General features: G+C 41.4%; 15 protein-coding genes and 2 pseudogenes. 4 read left to right on the top strand and 13 right to left on the bottom strand.

The annotated features are described in order from the left end of the window. Positions 1 to 28: 28 nt before the first annotated feature. Complete coding sequence (locus QRX25_RS08380) at positions 29 to 706, bottom strand: MBL fold metallo-hydrolase (protein WP_065981501.1); 678 nt, start codon at positions 704 to 706, stop codon at positions 29 to 31. A 1017-nt stretch (positions 707 to 1723) separates the two neighbouring features. On the opposite strand from QRX25_RS08380, the pseudogene QRX25_RS19765 reads away from it, so the two are divergent. After that, positions 1724 to 3435, top strand: a pseudogene (locus QRX25_RS19765) (ribonuclease YeeF family protein). Between the two features lie 5 nt (positions 3436 to 3440). Then, a complete protein-coding gene (locus tag QRX25_RS08360) occupies positions 3441 to 3725 on the top strand; it encodes a hypothetical protein (RefSeq protein WP_065981498.1) in 285 nt (94 codons plus the stop codon). 461 nt (positions 3726 to 4186) lie between these two features. Here QRX25_RS08360 and QRX25_RS08355 read toward each other — a convergent pair whose 3' ends face one another. From QRX25_RS08355 to yqgA, 6 genes are all read right to left on the bottom strand, one after another. Beyond that, complete coding sequence (locus tag QRX25_RS08355) at positions 4187 to 4660, bottom strand: ArpU family phage packaging/lysis transcriptional regulator (RefSeq protein WP_065981497.1); 474 nt, start codon at positions 4658 to 4660, stop codon at positions 4187 to 4189. Positions 4661 to 4678: 18 nt separating this feature from the next. After that, the gene (locus QRX25_RS08350) at positions 4679 to 4855 is read right to left on the bottom strand and encodes a hypothetical protein (RefSeq protein ID WP_193551599.1); all 177 of its coding nucleotides are present in this window, start codon (positions 4853 to 4855) and stop codon (positions 4679 to 4681) included. A 170-nt stretch (positions 4856 to 5025) separates the two neighbouring features. Next, positions 5026 to 5412: a VOC family protein gene (locus QRX25_RS08345; protein WP_071346778.1), complete on the bottom strand. Its 387-nt coding sequence runs from the start codon at positions 5410 to 5412 to the stop codon at positions 5026 to 5028. Between the two features lie 311 nt (positions 5413 to 5723). Continuing rightward, complete coding sequence (locus tag QRX25_RS08340; RefSeq protein ID WP_044051884.1) at positions 5724 to 6311, bottom strand: VanZ family protein; 588 nt, start codon at positions 6309 to 6311, stop codon at positions 5724 to 5726. A 31-nt stretch (positions 6312 to 6342) separates the two neighbouring features. Further along, positions 6343 to 6813: a hypothetical protein gene (locus tag QRX25_RS08335; protein WP_222891157.1), complete on the bottom strand. Its 471-nt coding sequence runs from the start codon at positions 6811 to 6813 to the stop codon at positions 6343 to 6345. A gap of 51 nt (positions 6814 to 6864) precedes the next feature. Next, positions 6865 to 7299 carry a cell wall-binding protein YqgA gene (gene yqgA / locus QRX25_RS08330; protein WP_065981494.1) on the bottom strand — a complete coding sequence of 145 codons (435 nt, stop codon included), beginning with the start codon at positions 7297 to 7299 and terminating at the stop codon, positions 6865 to 6867. Between the two features lie 137 nt (positions 7300 to 7436). On the opposite strand from yqgA, the gene QRX25_RS08325 reads away from it, so the two are divergent. Further along, the gene (locus tag QRX25_RS08325; RefSeq protein ID WP_065981493.1) at positions 7437 to 7955 is read left to right on the top strand and encodes a hypothetical protein; all 519 of its coding nucleotides are present in this window, start codon (positions 7437 to 7439) and stop codon (positions 7953 to 7955) included. 115 nt (positions 7956 to 8070) lie between these two features. Here QRX25_RS08325 and QRX25_RS08320 read toward each other — a convergent pair. After that, a pseudogene (locus QRX25_RS08320) lies at positions 8071 to 8896 on the bottom strand (DNA adenine methylase). A 115-nt stretch (positions 8897 to 9011) separates the two neighbouring features. Here QRX25_RS08320 and QRX25_RS08315 point away from each other — a divergent pair. Then, the gene (locus QRX25_RS08315) at positions 9012 to 10127 is read left to right on the top strand and encodes a site-specific integrase (protein ID WP_212101404.1); all 1116 of its coding nucleotides are present in this window, start codon (positions 9012 to 9014) and stop codon (positions 10125 to 10127) included. A 51-nt stretch (positions 10128 to 10178) separates the two neighbouring features. Here QRX25_RS08315 and mutL read toward each other — a convergent pair whose 3' ends face one another. The 5 genes from mutL to miaB form a co-directional block, all read right to left on the bottom strand. Next, the gene (gene mutL / locus QRX25_RS08310; protein WP_115997262.1) at positions 10179 to 12056 is read right to left on the bottom strand and encodes a DNA mismatch repair endonuclease MutL; all 1878 of its coding nucleotides are present in this window, start codon (positions 12054 to 12056) and stop codon (positions 10179 to 10181) included. Positions 12057 to 12071: 15 nt separating this feature from the next. Further along, positions 12072 to 14657, bottom strand: a complete 2586-nt coding sequence (mutS, locus tag QRX25_RS08305; protein WP_115997807.1) for a DNA mismatch repair protein MutS — start codon at positions 14655 to 14657, stop codon at positions 12072 to 12074. 115 nt (positions 14658 to 14772) lie between these two features. After that, positions 14773 to 15318 (bottom strand): outer spore coat protein CotE, encoded by a 546-nt coding sequence (cotE, locus tag QRX25_RS08300; protein WP_065981490.1) that lies wholly within the window; start codon positions 15316 to 15318, stop codon positions 14773 to 14775. Between the two features lie 252 nt (positions 15319 to 15570). Continuing rightward, entirely contained in the window at positions 15571 to 16002 is a 432-nt protein-coding gene (ricA, locus tag QRX25_RS08295) for a regulatory iron-sulfur-containing complex subunit RicA (RefSeq protein WP_065981489.1), read from the bottom strand. A 2-nt stretch (positions 16003 to 16004) separates the two neighbouring features. Next, on the bottom strand, positions 16005 to 17534 hold the full coding sequence (gene miaB, locus QRX25_RS08290) for a tRNA (N6-isopentenyl adenosine(37)-C2)-methylthiotransferase MiaB (protein WP_065981488.1): 1530 nt from the start codon (positions 17532 to 17534) through the stop codon (positions 16005 to 16007). Positions 17535 to 17638 lie beyond the last annotated feature (104 nt).

The following is a 17638-nucleotide window of genomic DNA, read 5'->3' as shown; positions in this document are numbered from 1 at the left end:
AAAGTAGATAAATAGAACTAATTATACGCTACTTAAAATGAAACAGCCCTTTTTGATTTTTTCTGTTGCGAAAATTCACAAAATGTTCTTTCTTGTCAATCTGAAAGTAAATATTGTTTTTCAGAAGACTCTCCATTTTTTGTCCCGGCTTCTCCCCGAAAGAGTGTCCCGGATATACACGCACATGCGGCGGAATGGAGGCTTTGATCCGCTGTATACTGTCAAACATATCCTCCGCCGAGCTGCCCCTGTCCTCACATATACCGCAACCCTCTGTAAACACGGTGTCACCGGTAAAAAGATGATCAGAAAGCAAATAGCACATTCCCCCGGCCGTATGTCCCGGGGTCAGTATACTTTTGATGATAAATCCCCCCGCGGCAAAGGTCTGACCGTCTTCAAGCGCTATTAAGTTTCTGCACCGGAATTGATAGAAATCGATTTCAGCCGACGACATGTATATATCAGAATGATAGATTTGCTGAAGCGGCTCCGCCAAGTTTACATGGTCATAATGTGAATGTGTTAATAAAACAGCTGATAAATCAACATCCAACTCATACAGTTTATCGGTTATTTTGCCGATTTCCCAAGACGGGTCCACCGCTATCGCAGAATTTCTGGCACGGTCTGCGATAATATAACAATAGTTGGACCACATCTGATGATACGTTTTGATTTGATGCACTTCATATGTATGATCCATTGTCACCATTCCCATTTAAAAGATCCGGGCAGACTGCTGCCGCCGCCCAGCCGACTGTAAACCACTTTACCAGATGACACCACGATTTTCCATGGATTTTCCGGTAAAGTTAAAAAAACTTTCTGCTCCCGTCGAAGGCACTAGACTGGGCCTTTTTCACAAATTGCTATGCTGATATATAAGGAAATCAGAATATTCATGTAGATGAATTCTTTAGGGATATTTATTCAGTAAAGCTGAAACATTTATACGGGTTTCCGGCAGAAGAAAAACGAAAAGTAAGCCAAAACTATAGAACTAGTTATTTAGACCTGATTCTTTTTTGTTTCAATTATCAAAATGTTTCAACGTTAATATCAGCATAGTATTCAGTTGGTCTTTAAAAGTAAAAACATCAGACTCTCAAAAAAACGAAAAAGGAACACCGGACTGTTCATCCAGTGTCCTTTCTTTTCATCTTAAACGTTCTACATCACACGTTTAAACATCTTTTCCATCTCATACGTGCTGTTATTTTGAGTTTTTTCATAATAATTCATATTGATTCAAACACTTGACGTTCAAGGCATTCGTTTTAAACAATGAGAGATTTTTTTAAGTGAATTAGCATAGTTAAATATAAAATGTGGGCAAATTGTGGGCAAAACAAGGAAGCTTAGTAAAAAAGGTCTTTCATTATATCGAGAGGTCTTTTTTCCTGGTTGATTCAATAACCGCATACGTAAGAAATGAACGTGTTTGTTCCCTTTCTAATCACCAAAATAATCATTTGAACCTTGAACATTATTGGAAACGTTATAACAAGTTTAAATCTTGGTTCCCCCTGATGTTACTCATATATCCCTTGTATCCTTTTAAGAAAACCACTTGCTAGTGATCTTTCCAATAAGTTCTTTTGACGTTTTTCTTCATTATAATATCCCGGATAAATTATATCATTCTTAAAGATATTCATTTTACTCCGAGCTTCAACGTGGTAAAATTTTGAATAACATTTTATCGCGAAAGGATATGATCATGAAAATCTTGGAAGCAACCACCCTGCTTTCTGCCGCCAAACAACGTGCAAACGAATACAAAGAGCTGCGCAGCCAAATGATGAACCTGAAAAATGCGTTCCAAGGCATGGCAGATCTGGGCGACAGCGATTTTTCGGGCAAAGGCGCCGATAACATCAAAGCTTTATTTCAAGATCACGCTGGCGTCACAGATGAATGGCTGGAATTGATTGATATGAAAATTGCGTTTCTCACAAGCATAGAAGCTATGATTGAAGATGCCGGCCTTTCAGACTCTTATGTGGAATAATCTTTCCTTGAACATGAATTGACAAATGCACTTGATAAATCAAAAGCGATTATGCAAGAGCAGCGTAATGAAATGAAAGGTATTCTTGATGAAATCGCAGATATACTGCCGCTCGATCTCTTTTCAACCGATAACGTGGATCAAAAATTAGATGATTCTGATACAACAAAAAGAGAAACAATACAAAAAATTGGTGAGCTGGATAACAACCTTTCAAATGAATATGGGCTATCAGAAGCTAATGAGGCGTTTATTATGGCGGATTTTCAGGCATTACAAGATGCGACAGGTAAAGGCAAAAACGCCACCCCGCTCAACTATAATGCCAAGGCGTATCGGGAAAGTGAAATCCACCAGATGCAAGCAGGATTACATAAGCAGTCATCCGAATATCTTTCGTTCAAAAAGCAGCAGGCTGAAGAGCGAAAAATCGCCAAGGACAGGAAGAGCTTGCAAATAGACCCTGGTACGAAAAAACGTGGAACGTTGTATGTGATTTTACAGGTGAGGTTACCGGATATTATGATTATAAAAGGGCCGCTGATGGAGTTGACCCCGTCACAGGTGAAAAACTCACTACCGGTCAGCGAGTCGCAGCAGGAGGAATGGCTGCCGCTGGTTATGTTCCTATTGTCGGCTGGGCCGGCCGTATCTTTAAAGGTGGAAAGGCAATCTATTCAACTGGAAAAGCAATTTACAAAGCAGATAAAGCGCTCGAAATATATAAAACTCCAAAAACCTTCCAAGCTCTTCAGCATTCGGAAAAAGGACTATACGGGCTTGCGTCGGCTAATGGATTCAGTGAGGCAGTAACTGGCCGCGATATGTTTGGGAATAAGATTTCTGAGGAGAGACGTGAAAACAGCTTAAACAGTGCGCTTGCCTCAATTGCTCAAATAGGAATGATTGGTGCAGGTAAAGCATTAAAAATAAATTCTGGCGTAGGTAAACCCTCCAACTTATTCAGAGGAGAAGATTTCCCTTATGAAACAAAAAGACCAAATGGTATCGGTAAATCTCATATTTCACCTGAGACTGGGAACCTTGTCCCCGCAAACAAAAGTGGAATGTATCAAGGCCGTCAGGTAACTGTTACGGAACATATTTTAGGAGGATATAGGAAAGGTGGAAAATCCAATAGTCCATATACCAGTTTTACAATTAACAAAAAGATCACAAAAGGTTACGGGGAATATACTATTGAATTAAATATTTCAGCTCTACGAAAAGCCATACGTTCTGGAGAACTAAAAGGAGTTGCTATCCTGAATCCAAAACAAATTGAGAGACTTATAAAAAACGACACGAGACAAACAGAAAACTGGAAGAAAAAAGCTCTAAAATGGACTAGTAGAGATACAGAGTATTCTGTTAAGGGTGAGATACCAAAAGAATACTTCAAAATGTTTCCTAAGGAGTGAAGAGTATGTTTCTTTATTATCAAAATGAATGCTTAGGTGAAATAGATGGAGCAACAATAGAAGGACCTTGGGCTTATGGAAAAATCAAACCTAATGAGAATATGGAAAAATTCAAAGATTTTTTCAGAGCAGTGGTGAATGAAGATGATCCCTCTGCAATCGAGAAGTTTGACGATGCTCTACTAGATGATGATAATTGGTTTATCATCGATAATGAGCAAAAAAGAGTAGGGATTTCTTTACCAGGAATCTACGAAGAAGATAACCAAATAAATTGGAGATGGAGATAAAAACAAACAGGGCCCCCTTATAAAGAGGAAGGGCCCTTTTTAGGGATGCTTCATTGCATCTTGAATAGTTCGCTCAAAGTTCAAATAAAAATTTAAATTAAGTCCTTTGTTGTATATATTAATTTTAAGAAAAGGAGGGATTTGTGATTTTTTATTATGAAGTAATTTGTATAAGTTGCAGGAAAAAATTTAGAGTATATGAAGGCACATTGAAATATAAGCAAGTTAAAGAAAACATGAAAGGAAAATATACTTGTGAAGAATGTGGTCATAACATACGTTTAGAGGCTATAAAAAACTTTTTTAGATAACATTTTTTAAGAATTTCTGATAATTCACAGTATGTTAACTAGAAAACTGCAAAAGCCTGGTTTAATAGCCTTTCTTTTTTTGCATAAAACACCCGGTTTCAGCACAGAATAAGAAAGATGTTTGCTTTGCGTCGTAACATGAAAAAGGAATCAGTTGGGCGCTGTAAGTATTCGCTCCATTAATTCCACAGCAGGCCCCTCCCCTTCTTCTAGGGCAAAGGCCAACCGGTAAAACGCTTTTGCTTTTGTCCGGTAGTAACTGCGCTGGCTGATTCTCATTTCTGCATAGACTTCATAATCATACATCTCTTCATTCTGCATGTAGAGCATGACAAGGATTTGCCGCTCCTTTTGGGAAAGCCGGTTAACCGCTCTTTGCATTCTCTTTAAAAACCGTTCTCTTTCAATCTCCCAATCCATGCGTTTTAATGCTGCATCTTCTGTGGAGGAATGAAATTCATTCGAAAAGCTGGGCGGAACAAGGCTATATGTTGCGGTCACTTTCGGCAAAAAATCCTCCGGCACTTGTAGCAAGTACATGCGATATTGTTCGAGCAGCTGTTCTGCCTTCATTTTCGTTGCTTCTTCGTCAATTTGAGGTATGTTCAGTGTCAATTGATTCATTAAAAATCCCTCCCGTTATTATTTCTGTCTAAATGCTCCGCCACGGTCTCTTTTATATGTAGGCCTGTTTATACCCATGAGGTTCTCCAAATCTCTCTCAGCAAGCTTCTGCGGCTTTTTTTCGATACTTTTGCGTGACGATGGCTGTTTCTCTTTAAAAACAACATTCAGCGAACCGTTTTTCTTAGCTTTCATGCCTTCCCTCCGTTCAAATAAAAAACGGACACCAATCAAAGCACAGATTTCTCTGTACAATGATCAGTGTGCAGGCTTTCCGTCTTGGACCTATATATTTCTCTTGTAGACATATAAAAATCATAAGGTAAGTTAACAAACGCTTACTCTTAATCTTGCCAGTCAAAAAATTATATCATTTTATATATTTCAATAAGATTATTATCTGGATCTCTGAAATGAGCAACTCGTGCACGCCATTCCTGACGATCATGTGGTTCATTCACGCATTTAATCCCTTGCTTTTGTAGATAGTCATACGTTTTATCAACATCTTCTACCTTAAACTGAAGCAAAAATCTTGATTGGGCATCACCTTCTAAAGATTTTTTTTCATCTCCAACTATTTCAGCCATATTTTCTCGAGACAAAAGCTCTATTTTCGTTTCTCCATTATCGAAAAGTGCATATTCCATTTCCTTCTCTAACCAACTTATTGGAAGTCCTAATGAATCTTTGTAAAACTCGACGCTTTTCTTAAAATCATTAACCAATAGTCTAATTTGTAACAACTTCATATCGAACGCCTCCTTTAATTTTACTGGCCATTCATTTTAATCATACAATAGGAACCTTACAGCATTATGTCAAGTTTCCATAAATAATTTTCCCTGCTACACCCACATTTTAGATGAAAGCATTCGGAGGTTTATGAAACTGCGTTTGATCAATTCACATTCTTAGTTTGAATTCTCCTTCACTCCGACTACTTTAGCCGTCCCCCGTTTAAATAAAAAGACACCAAACCAACAGCGTAAATGCTGTTGGTTTGGTGTCCGCAGGCTTTCCCGTCTTGGACATAGTTCAATTTTCAAGAAAATATTGTTGATTATATTGATTCTTTCTCAAATTCAAATAACTCTTTTCGCAACATTGGATATATAAGTTTGTAAAAGGCATATCCCACGGCAATACCTAAAGTATTCAATATTAGATCATCCACATCAAAAGTTCGATATGTAGCCCCAATTATACTTGAGATTGTTAATTGTGATATTTCAATAAGAAGAGACACACAAAATCCTACTATTATCAAACGTTTTAATTTACAAAATTTCTTTGATAAAACAGGTAGAAATACTCCTAGCGGCGACAAAAGAATTAAGTTTCCACCGAGTGTACGAGTAATTATAAATAAACTTCCAAGACTAAAAGTTGAAGCCATGCTTTTGAAAGGAACAAAGTTATTATGTTCACCCATGTTTTTAGTTTCTTGTATATCAACACTACTGATTGGCAAAGGGAACAATGTAACAGCTATTAATGCTCCAAAATAAATGAATGTCGCGAAAACAATGATATGCTTTTCAAAATCCCACTTATTTTTCTTCAAGACTAGACGAGCTATTACTCTGTAAATGAGAAAGAGCAAATAAGCAACGACCGACAAAAATAAAGGTAAGGTTCCACGAATCACAAATAATCCCCACTTTTCAAATTATTTGTTCTTAGTTTCTCATATCTACCCAACCTTGTGTAGGGATTCCATTATTGGTTTTTGTGAATTTCAAAAAATACTTTCCACTTTTGTTGTTTTTATAAGTTTCAGTTGATGTAGCATTCCCGGGGAAAGACTTTGTACCAATTGATTCATCACTAAACCACCCTGTAACTCTTCGAACATTTATTTTAAAAGTAATTGATTTTCCTCCTGTTTGAGCATGTGATGTCAGCTTAATATTAGAAGCACCCATACTATAATTTGGAGTAGTAAATTGGTGATAAAAATCGAACCGCGGACTATAGCTTGCAGCTAATGCCCCAATTGGAATCAATAGAATAGCACTAAAGACTACAGCAAAAATACTTTTTCTTACTTTCAACATATAAATCTCCCCTTTCATTTTCCATATTATTGTAACATTCGTCCCGAAAAAATCAACTGAATTTGTAAAATTATCAATAATTTGTAAAATCATTTGGGGAAATGATTCATTTTACTCGCAACAATTGGGCTTATTGATTTTTGATTACTTCACGTAGAATTTTGCTGATTGAAATGTTCCGATATAGTTCCACTTGCTGGAATCAGAATAGCAGTCCAACTGAATGACATAGGTTCCTTTCCCGGTCTTATTCCGGATCGTTTTCACGTTGAATGATTTCAAAGGCGTTGCCGTTTTGAAGCTGCCCCGCTGTAATAAATTCGTATCAGTCAGCCCGCCGCCGCTGCGCTTCTTGTATACGCCGGCCGTGTAATAAAGAGTTCTTGATCCTTTTTTCTCGGCTTTCCAGTCCACCGTTGAGGCGCCGGCCGTGTATGTCGCGGTATCCGTAAACACCCGGCCGCTGTACCCGGATTCGTTTTGCCAGCCAGACCATGCAGCGGAAGCAAACGGCGCAACGGCCGCCGCTCCCGTAAGTAATGCAGCTGATATAATGATTGATTTGAATAGTTTTTTCATTATTTTCCCCTTCCGTTTCAAAAGACCTCTTACAAGGTCTTTCTTTGTTCATAAATTATTAACATTTATTTACAAGGTTATTTTTAACCCAGGACGAATTCTTTAGGTGTATCAAAAAAACTAAAGGAGTGTTGATAATGAATTTCAAAAAGTTTGTAACGACTACATTATTAGCTTCAGCAATTTTAGGATCAGGCTCGATTGCAAGTGCTGCAAGTTTAGAAAGTAAGGGAGAAATTGCACCACTTACAAACACACCAAAAGTGAGTTCGATTTTTAATACAGATGAAAAAGCATCTATAAAAGCATCCGTTGTATATGTGGGGGGCAGGCTGGAAGCTAAAGGATCAAAAAACGACTTTATTGATTCTGGTGTGTTTACCCTCACAAACAATACTGGAACAACATACAAAGGCTGGCAAGAATCTGAAAGAGCTAATTCAGTTGCTTGGCTTCAAATGGATTTAATGGATGCGTCTACGAATCTTCCGGTATCTTCGATCAGTTACTATGGCGAGGTTAAACAAAATGACGGACGCACTTGGCCAGCATTATCTTTTACTAATGCAAATATAAAAGTTACCAATAATTATTATGTTAGGGTTACCAACCTTGGTAGTTATCCCGTGAATTTCGCTGCTAATGTTTACAACTAATTAATTCATGAAAAAAGCAATCTTTTTTAGGTTGCTTTTTTCATTTTACAAGCAGGCATCTGCGCAGATTTCTAAATCAAGTTTGGCGTAATCGTGTCCGGGCAATGGTATTCGATCATGGCCGGGCCTCTAAACTGAACAATGATTGCTGAAAGTAACTTTGTTCTGCAGCAACCGGGTTCACCCATAAAACCTCTTCACGCTTTGCACCCGCTTCGGCCGATACTTGCCGCACTTCCCTTTTCCAGTGCCTGAGTCGTTCATCATATATTGGATGTGCATACCCTGAGAGAAGAACAGGACCAGGGTGCTTGTCCAAAGTCTCAAGCAACTCAACATGATCATCAATCGTCATTTCGTGTTTGTAATGCCGCTTTGTCCGCGTTTCGATGATGTAAGACGGGTCTGCGTAAACAAGCACTTCTTTCCGTTTATATCTTTCAAGCAGCTGGACAGCTGGCTGGTGTTCAATTTGTGCTTCTTTCAGTCGCTTGGCGACTAACAATATCTTTGCCGACAGTTTGCCCCACTCTTTAGCCGTGTCAGGGCCGTTACTACTGATCAAGCTCCGCCAGCCTGTCCGGTCACTTGTTTTTGCTCCTATGGCCTGCCAGCAACGAATAAGAAAACGACGGGCGTCCTCTAATTCATTGCCTGATTCAGAAATCATAGGAGGCGTAATATTCCTCTCTGGATAACGGCGTCCATTCAATTAATCTCGCAAGCTCTTCCGGCTGATCCCGAATGACTTTGAAAAGATTGACCACGCTACTATCCAAATCATTGATTGTTTCGATGGTCGAGGGCTGTTTGTTAAAAAACAATGCTCCGGATCCAAAGAAAGGTTCAACGTATGTTTTATGCTCGGGCATATGGCTGATGATCCAGTCTGTCATGGACCATTTACTGCCCGGATAGTGTAAAATCCGCGGAAACCCCATCCCTTAACCCCCGATCAAATTCGGCAGCACGGAGACAGCGAAGAAGAAAAGCCCCACGCATGCCCCGACCAGCCATATAATGGGTATTTGTAAATAGAAGTGGAGGAAAAAAGCAATGGCGAGTTTTAGGAAGCGTGGAGATAATTGGGAATATAGAATTATTTATAAAGATCCCATCACGAATAAGAGACGCGAAAAAACACAAAAGGGCTTTCGTACAAAAAAAGAGGCACAAGTAATTGCAGCCGAAATTGAAAGGAATTTATTTTTAGGAAAACACAGCTTAATTCATAACAAAGAGAGGCTTGTAAAAGACTGGTTAGAGGAATGGTTGCAGATTTATGGTTCACAATGTGAGCAAAAAACTTTGATTAACAGAAAGTTATATATACATAAAAATGTTATTCCTCGTATAGGAAATTTTAAATTGAATGAACTCACTAGAGTAGAGTATCAAAAATTCATTAATGAGTTAAGCGAAAAATTCGCAAGGAAGACTGTGCAAACGATACATGCAATCTTCTGTTCTGCCATCAACAAGGCTGTGGAACATGAGATTGTTTCACACAATAATTATCAAAACATTTCTATAAAAAAAGATTCGGATTATAGAATGCTTAAAGACAATTACCTGAACAAGGAACAAGTATCTGTCTTTATGGAGGCAGCAAAAACTTCTAAATATCGTCATTACATGATCGCTTTAACTCTTTTAAGGACCGGCTTAAGAAAAGGTGAACTCATTGCTTTATATTGGTCCGATATTGACTTTAATAACAAAACTTTAAGGATTACTAAATCTAAGAACGAGTTTGGAATCAAAGCACCTAAAACCCAGAAAAGTGTTAGAACTATAAGCATCGATGACACATTAATTAAAGAGATGAAAAAGTTTAAGGAATGGCAAGAAGAAAATAAAATAAAACACGGTGATAATTATAACCAGTCTCCCTTTTTTATTACCAACCATAAGGGAGATGACATTGGACCGTTTGGAATTAATAAAGTCATAGATTCCTTGCTTAAGAAAACTGATCTGCACCACATTACTCCACACGGTTTAAGACACACACACGCCATTATGCTGCTAGAAAGTGGTGCAGATATCAAATTTGTGAGTGAACGACTCGGTCATACGGATGTGAAAATGACAGCTGATGTCTATATCCATATTACGCAGAATCACAATCAAAAAAGCATTAACCAGTTTGACGAATACTTAAACAGCTAAAATTAGTGGGCAAAATGTGGGCACGAGGGATAAATCCCTCACAGAACCCTTCTACATCACACGTTTAAACATCTTTTCCATCTCATACGTACTATGGTGAATAATGATCGGCCGGCCGTGCGGGCATGTGAACGGGTCTGCCGTTCGGCGCAGATCGTCCAAGAGCGCTTTGATTTCGTCGTTGCGCAAATGACGGTTCGCTTTGATCGAGCCTTTGCAGCTCATCATTATGGCGGCTTCCTCCCGAAGTTTTTTAATGTCGATCTGTTTGGCGTCAAGCACCTGCTGAATAATTTCTTCAATCAGTTCAGCTTCTTCCCCTTTTGGAAACCAGGCCGGATGGCAGCGGACGATATAGCTGTTAGTGCCGAATGCTTCTAAAAATACCCCTACACTTTCAAGCTCACGCTGATGCTGTTCAATGATAAGCGCTTCATTTGCCGCATAGTGAAAGGTGAGCGGCACGATCATATCCTGCACTTCAGGCTCAACCTGCCCGACTTTTTCCCGGAAATATTCGTATTTAATCCGCTCTTGGGCCGCATGCTGGTCAATGATATACAGGCCGTTTTCGTTTTGGGCTAAAATATATGTCCCGTGCATTTGGCCGATCGGATACATGACCGGAACTCTTTCTTCCTGTATTTCTTCGGAGACAGCTTCCTCTTCCGGCGCCGGAATATCGAAAACAGGCGCAGCGGTTTCCGGCACGCTCGTCTCCGGCGGCACTTCATGATCCGTTTCATTTGGGTGAAACGCTTCTTCTGTTATCGGCGCCGGCTCTTTTACGACCGAACTCAGCTTCATTGGCGAGTAAGACGGCTCAGGCGTTTTTTCAGGCAGTTTCCGCTCAGGCGCACTTTCACCGAACGTCATAAATTGCTGTTCATTTTTGACCGGTGCCGGCGCTGATTTTTTCGGAAGCTGGGCGCTCGGAATAAGCCGCTGCTTTTGAAAGACTTCCTTTATGCCGTCACGGATCAGCTCATGCAGTTCCGTCTCTTTGCTGAGGCGGACTTCAAGCTTCGACGGATGGACATTGACATCGACCAAAATCGGATCCATCGTAATTTCGATAAACGTAATCGGATGGCGGCCGATCGGCAGAAGTGTGTGATAGCCTTCATGCACAGCTTTTACAAGCGGGAAATTCTTAATGTATCTTCCGTTAATGACAGATGACATGTAGTTTCTGGATGCACGCGTGATTTCCGGCAGCGCAATGTAGCCCTTGACTTCAAAATCAAGTGAGCTGACATGGAGCGGTATCATTTTTTTCGCAACCGCCGTCCCGTAAATTGCGGCCAGCACATGGCGCACGTCACCGTTTCCGTTTGTCTGCAGCAGGTTTTTCCCCTGATGGCGGAGGCGGATCGATACTTCCGGATGCGCAAGGGCGATCCGGTTGACGACATCCGTAATATTGCCGAGCTCCGTATGCACGGTTTTCATATATTTTAATCTGGCGGGTGTATTGAAAAACAGGTTAGTGACGATAATCTCCGTCCCTTTTCTGCTGGAAGATCTTTGTTCAGAAATCATATTCCCGCCCTGAAGAATGAGATGAGTTCCCGCTCCCTCGCCGATGCTCGTTTTGATTTCCAGATGAGAAACAGACGCGATACTTGGCAAAGCTTCTCCGCGGAAACCGAGTGTTCTCACCCGGAACAGGTCATTTTCATCTTTGATTTTACTGGTCGCGTGGCGGCGGAAAGCCCGCTTGCAATCCTCGGTTTCCATACCTTCGCCGTTGTCGAGCACCCGAATCGACGAAAGCCCCGCTTCCTCTATATCGATTTCAATGACTGTGCTGTTTGCGTCGATAGCGTTTTCCACCAATTCTTTAACGACAGAGGCAGGCCGTTCCACAACCTCACCGGCCGCTATTTTATTTGAAAGCTCATCTGACAGCTGGATGACTTTTGCCAAGTCCGTCACCTCTTTCTATTTTAATTTTTTTTGCAGCTTGTACATTTCATTCATCGCCTCAAGAGGCGTCATATCAAGAATATTGATCGACTTAAATGCTTCAAGCACTTGTTTTTCTTTATGAGAAACAGCCGGTGCTTTCTGTTCTTTTTCACCGTCTGCAAAAAAGGACAGCTGTGCCGGTTCTTCCTTGACGGCGGGCTTTTTCTCAGGTGCCGCCGGAAGCTCCGGTTTATCTCCTGACTGCTCAAGCTGTTTCAGAATCTCCTGCGCGCGGCTGATCAGATCACCCGGGAGCTCAGCAAGCTGGGCGACATGAATGCCGTAACTTTTATCGGCGGCTCCTTCTTTGATTTGATGGAGAAACACGACCTTTCCGTTATATTCCTCGGCGCGCACATGAACGTTTTTCAGCTGAGGAAGCTTATCTTCAAGCACCGTCAGTTCATGATAGTGCGTGCTGAACAGTGTTTTAGCGCCGATATGATCATGGACATATTCAATGATTGCCTGTGCCAGCGCCATTCCGTCATACGTTGATGTCCCGCGTCCGATTTCATCGAACAGGATCAGGCTGTCTTTTGTGGCGTTTACAATCGCGTTTTTCGCTTCCAGCATTTCCACCATAAAGGTGCTTTGTCCGGAAATCAAATCGTCCGCAGCCCCGATTCTCGTAAAGATTTGATCAAAAATCGGCAGAACCGCTTCTTTTGCGGGCACAAAACAGCCGATCTGGGCCATGATTGATAAAAGTGCGATCTGTCTCATGTACGTGCTTTTACCTGACATATTCGGACCCGTAATCAGGAGCATTTCCCGTGATTCGCCCATCAGGCAATTGTTCGGCACGTATTCTTGACTGTCCATCACCTTTTCAACGACAGGATGTCTGCCTTCAATGACTTTTACCTCATTATCGGAAAAGACGGGCTTTGTGTAATGCCTGTTTTCACTGATCGTTGCAAAGCATTGCAGTGCGTCCAGCTCACTCATTTGCTTGGCTAGACGCTGCAGGCGCGGAATAAATTGCTTAACCTTTTCACGCAGTCCGGCAAAAAGCTCATATTCCAGCTCGCAAATGTTGTTTTCCGCTTCTAAAATAAGCGCTTCTTTTTCCTTTAATTCCGGCGTAATGTACCGTTCAGCGTTTGTGAGCGTCTGCTTCCGCTCATACCGCCCGTCCTCAAGGAGATGAAGGTTTGCTTTTGTGACTTCAATATAATAGCCGAACACTTTATTAAAGCCAACCTTTAATGAACGGATGCCCGTATACGCACGCTCCTGCTGCTCCAGTCTGGCAATCCAGTCTTTGCCGTTTTTGCTGGCGTCACGGTACTCATCGAGTTTCTGATGATAGCCGTCTTTTATTAAGTTGCCTTCCTTTAAAGATAACGGCGGGTTTTCATGCAGCGCATCTTCTAACAGGTCAAGCAGATCTCCGCACGGGTCAATCAAGCCGGCGCGTTCTTTTGCTTTTTTATGGTTAAGAGACCCTACAAGCTCTTTAATGCTCGGCACCTGTTTTAACGATTCTTTCAGCTGGATTAAATCCCTTGCATTGACGTTTCCGAATGCGACCCGGCCCGCAAGACGCTCCAAATCATACACTTCTTTCAAGCGTTCGCGCAAATCTTCACGCTCAAACAGATGATTGATCAGCGTCTCGACCATTTCCTGACGTTCTTCGATTTGGGATGCCCTGATCAGCGGGCGGTCAATCCATTGTTTGAGGAGCCTGCCGCCCATTGCTGTTTTCGTCTCGTCCAAAAGCCAGAGCAGTGATCCTTTTTTGCTTTTCGAACGGATCGTTTCCGTCAGTTCAAGATTCCGTTTTGAATACAGATCAATTTTCATCGCTTCTTCCAATTCATATACTTGAACCGGCTGCAGGTGATCCAGGCTCCGTTTTTGCGTTTTCTGCAAATACGTATATAAACGCATAAACGTCTCTGTCAGCTCTTCGCCAGGCAAGTGCTTTGCGATTTCAATCCGTTCTGTCATTTTCCCGTCTTCGATGGAAATCGTTGCGCCGCACCGTTCTTTCAGCTGGGCCGCTGTATTTTCATTAAACTTGCTTGATACGACAATTTCCTTTGCGCCGACTGAATAAATTTCTGACATGACATCTTCAATCCGTTCAATAAATACGGCCAGGTTTTCTCCAGTCGTTAAGTCTGATAAAGCGAGGCCGTATCCGCCAGGAAATGCGGAAACGGAAGCGATAAAATTGTTTTCCGACTCATGAATGCCTTTTCCGTCCATCACGGTTCCCGGTGTGATCAGCTGGACGACTTCTCTTTTGACAACGCCTTTGGCCGCCTTCGGATCTTCGGTCTGTTCACAGATCGCCACTTTATAGCCCTTTTTAATCAGCTGTTCAATATAAGCCGCCGCGGAATGATACGGCACGCCGCACATCGGAATTTTATCAGCCGATCCTCCGTCCCTGCTTGTCAGTGTAATTTCAAGCTCTTGTGACGCTTTTTTTGCATCTTCAAAAAACATTTCATAAAAGTCACCAAGCCGAAAAAATAAAAAGGCATCTTGGTATTCTGCCTTTATCTTCAAGTATTGCTGTATCATAGGCGTGTAACTAGCCATCATTTAATCCCTCACTATGTATCTTCTTTTCCGCATCCCATTATAACATAAACAAAAGAGTGATATCTTTATATATAAAAAAGAGACTTGGGGTGTTATCTCCCCTAGCCTCTGCTTATTCTTCAGGATCTCCGACTAAAAATTCAGGGTTAATGTCCTCTAATTCTTCGTCAAGATCGTCTTCCCAATCATCATCATCGTCTTCTTCCCAATCAGAATTTACTTCTACGACTACTTTCGTTTCCCCGACCACTTCCGCTAAAAACTCCCGCTCGGCCTGAACAACGATTTTATTTCCGTTAGGAGAAATGGTGACTTCAAGACAATTCGGCTGCTGCAGTACTTTGGCAATGACTTCGTGCTCGTCATCTAAGTAATTTGTATCTCTGTATCTGAGTTTAATGACGTCAACATACTTCACTCTCTCGGTTACAACTTCCGTTTTTGTATTATCGGCGTAAGAGTACCAGACGTTTATATCATAATACCCTTCAATTTCTACCGTTTTCCCAATCTTTTCGGCATCATATTTGTGATTGATAATCCAGCCGCCCAATATGCTCGACGGTTTTTCATCAGGTGAGATCGTGTTGGTGCATTGGGTGAATTTTCTTCCTTTCGCAACTACCGCTTTCGTAATAATTTCCCTGTATTCAGACATTCCCGTAGGCCTCCTTGTTCTTCTTCGTGTTATCTTATGCTGGGCATTTGTCTCATGTGCATTTTTATAATAAAAATATAAAAATACAAAGTTTCTGTTTCATTGTATGCAGCCCTGCCCAGAAACTTTACTTTTAAGTCTGATAAAACTTTTACGGGAAGATCAGGTGAAACGATAAAATAGTGAATATTTAGTACATGATATAATTAGTTCTTTCAGAACAAAAAAACACGGGCCGATGAAGGCCCGTGTTTAAAAAGAACAGCTGTTATTCGAATGTTTTACTTTTGAACCGGTTTCTCCCGTCAGCAGGTTGCCGCCGGTAGACGTAATGATTTCGTTTGTCACCTGATTGGAAATCGTATGAGCGACAAGCTGAAGAAGGTCATTAACCTCAGTCTGGGAATCTCTGAATTCCTGAATGATCGGGATCCCTTCAAGCTCTTCCTGCAGGGCGTCAATTTTACTTTCCACTTGTTTCAAAGCTTCAAGCTTTTCGTAATGCTTCAGGTTAACGGCTTGCTTTTGCAGGGCTTTAATCTGATTAATAATCACAGAGACTTTTTCATTTTCATTAATCTGCGCCTCGGCGCGTTTGAAAAAATCAACTTCTTCTGTTTCAGAAATCATTTTCGCAAGGTTCCTGGCCTGCTGTACAATGTCTTTCTTAGAGTAAAGCGTCATTATTATTTCACCTCGATTGCTTCTCCTGCCATCACACCGTCAAGCGACCATGTTTTCGCCTGTTCGATTTTGACGCGTACAATCTTGCCGATGGCGTCTTTCGGCCCTCTGAAGTTGACGAGCTTGCTTTTTTCCGTATAGCCGGCAAGAATGTCAGGGTTATTTTTGCTTTCTCCCTCAACTAATACTTCGACAGTCCGGCCTTCATATTCCTTCATTTTTTTGGCGGAAATTTCTTTCACCAAATCATTGAGGCGCTGAAGACGTTCTTTCTTGACCCTCATTGGAACGTTGTCTTTCATCTTCGCTGCAGGCGTGCCTTCACGAGGAGAGTAAATAAACGTATACGCGCTGTCAAATTCCACTTCACGATATAAAGAAAGTGTTTCTTCAAACTGTTCATCGGTTTCATTCGGGAAACCGACAATGATATCGGTAGTGAGTGAAGCGTTCGGCATCGCTGCTTTAATTTTTCCGACAAGCTCCAGATAGCGTTCTCTGTCATATTTGCGCGCCATCATTTTTAACATGGCCGAGCTTCCTGATTGAACCGGAAGATGGATATGGTCAAGCAGGTTGCCGCCTTTGGCGAGCACTTTGATCAGATGGTCGTCAAAGTCACGCGGGTGGCTCGTCGTGAAACGGATTCTCGGAATATCAATTTTACGCAGTTCGTCCATTAAATCACCGAGTCCGTACGTTATGTCCTCAAAATCTTTTCCGTACGCATTAACGTTTTGACCGAGCAGCGTGATTTCTTTATAACCTTCGCTTGCAAGTCTTCTGACTTCCTGGATAATTTCTTCAGGACGGCGGCTTCGTTCTTTTCCGCGGGTATACGGCACGATGCAGTATGTGCAGAATTTATCACAGCCGTACATGATGTTGACCCAGCCTTTAATTTTACCGTTGCGGACCTTCGGAAGGTTTTCAATGACATCCCCTTCCTTCGACCACACTTCAATCACCATCTCTTTTGATAAGTATGCCTCTGATAACAGTTCCGGCAGACGGTGAATGTTATGCGTGCCGAAAATCATATCGACAAACGGGTGCTTCTTAAGGATGCGGTTTACGACTGATTCTTCTTGTGACATACAGCCGCATACGCCCAGAATCAGGTCCGGGTTATTTTTTTTGAGCGCTTTTAAATGGCCGAGCTCGCCGAACACTTTGTTTTCAGCATTTTCCCGGATGGCGCAGGTGTTTAATAAAATGACATTCGCATCATCAACCGAATTTGTCGCTTCATATCCGAGCGCCATAAAAATACCTGCCATGACTTCCGTATCATGCTCATTCATTTGACACCCGTACGTGCGGATATAAAACTTCCGGCCTTCCCCGAGGCCTTTAAATTCTTCTGAGATTTTAAAATCGTTATGATATTGAACGGATTCTTTGCCCCGTTTTTTCGCATCTTTTAAAGAAGGCGGAATATATACGGCTTCGAAATACTTGCTGTAATCCTTTTCGGATTTTTTGTCCGCTGGATTTACTTGTCCGCTTTCCTGCTTTTGCTTTTCATTCATGTTCGAATGTCTCCTTTCAACCGAAACTTCCACCCTCAAGTATACTGGTTAAAAGCATTTGGCACAACTGCCAGCCTATTATTGTACACCTTATTGAGAATAAG

The sequence above is a fragment of the Bacillus sp. L381 genome (assembly GCF_030284525.1).
GTDB classification, from domain to species: Bacteria; Bacillota; Bacilli; order Bacillales; family Bacillaceae; genus Bacillus; species Bacillus amyloliquefaciens.
This window is presented reverse-complemented; position numbering and strand designations above follow the sequence as displayed.

Coding starts and splice junctions, on each gene's coding strand:
- QRX25_RS08380 (WP_065981501.1), bottom strand. CDS start 706: ATGGATCATACATATGAAGTGCATCAAATCAAAACGTATCATCAGATG.
- QRX25_RS08360 (WP_065981498.1), top strand. CDS start 3,441: ATGTTTCTTTATTATCAAAATGAATGCTTAGGTGAAATAGATGGAGCA.
- QRX25_RS08355 (WP_065981497.1), bottom strand. CDS start 4,660: ATGAATCAATTGACACTGAACATACCTCAAATTGACGAAGAAGCAACG.
- QRX25_RS08350 (WP_193551599.1), bottom strand. CDS start 4,855: ATGAAAGCTAAGAAAAACGGTTCGCTGAATGTTGTTTTTAAAGAGAAA.
- QRX25_RS08345 (WP_071346778.1), bottom strand. CDS start 5,412: ATGAAGTTGTTACAAATTAGACTATTGGTTAATGATTTTAAGAAAAGC.
- QRX25_RS08335 (WP_222891157.1), bottom strand. CDS start 6,813: ATGATTTTACAAATTATTGATAATTTTACAAATTCAGTTGATTTTTTC.
- yqgA (WP_065981494.1), bottom strand. CDS start 7,299: ATGAAAAAACTATTCAAATCAATCATTATATCAGCTGCATTACTTACG.
- QRX25_RS08325 (WP_065981493.1), top strand. CDS start 7,437: ATGAATTTCAAAAAGTTTGTAACGACTACATTATTAGCTTCAGCAATT.
- QRX25_RS08315 (WP_212101404.1), top strand. CDS start 9,012: ATGGCGAGTTTTAGGAAGCGTGGAGATAATTGGGAATATAGAATTATT.
- mutS (WP_115997807.1), bottom strand. CDS start 14,657: ATGGCTAGTTACACGCCTATGATACAGCAATACTTGAAGATAAAGGCA.
- cotE (WP_065981490.1), bottom strand. CDS start 15,318: ATGTCTGAATACAGGGAAATTATTACGAAAGCGGTAGTTGCGAAAGGA.
- ricA (WP_065981489.1), bottom strand. CDS start 16,002: ATGACGCTTTACTCTAAGAAAGACATTGTACAGCAGGCCAGGAACCTT.
- miaB (WP_065981488.1), bottom strand. CDS start 17,534: ATGAATGAAAAGCAAAAGCAGGAAAGCGGACAAGTAAATCCAGCGGAC.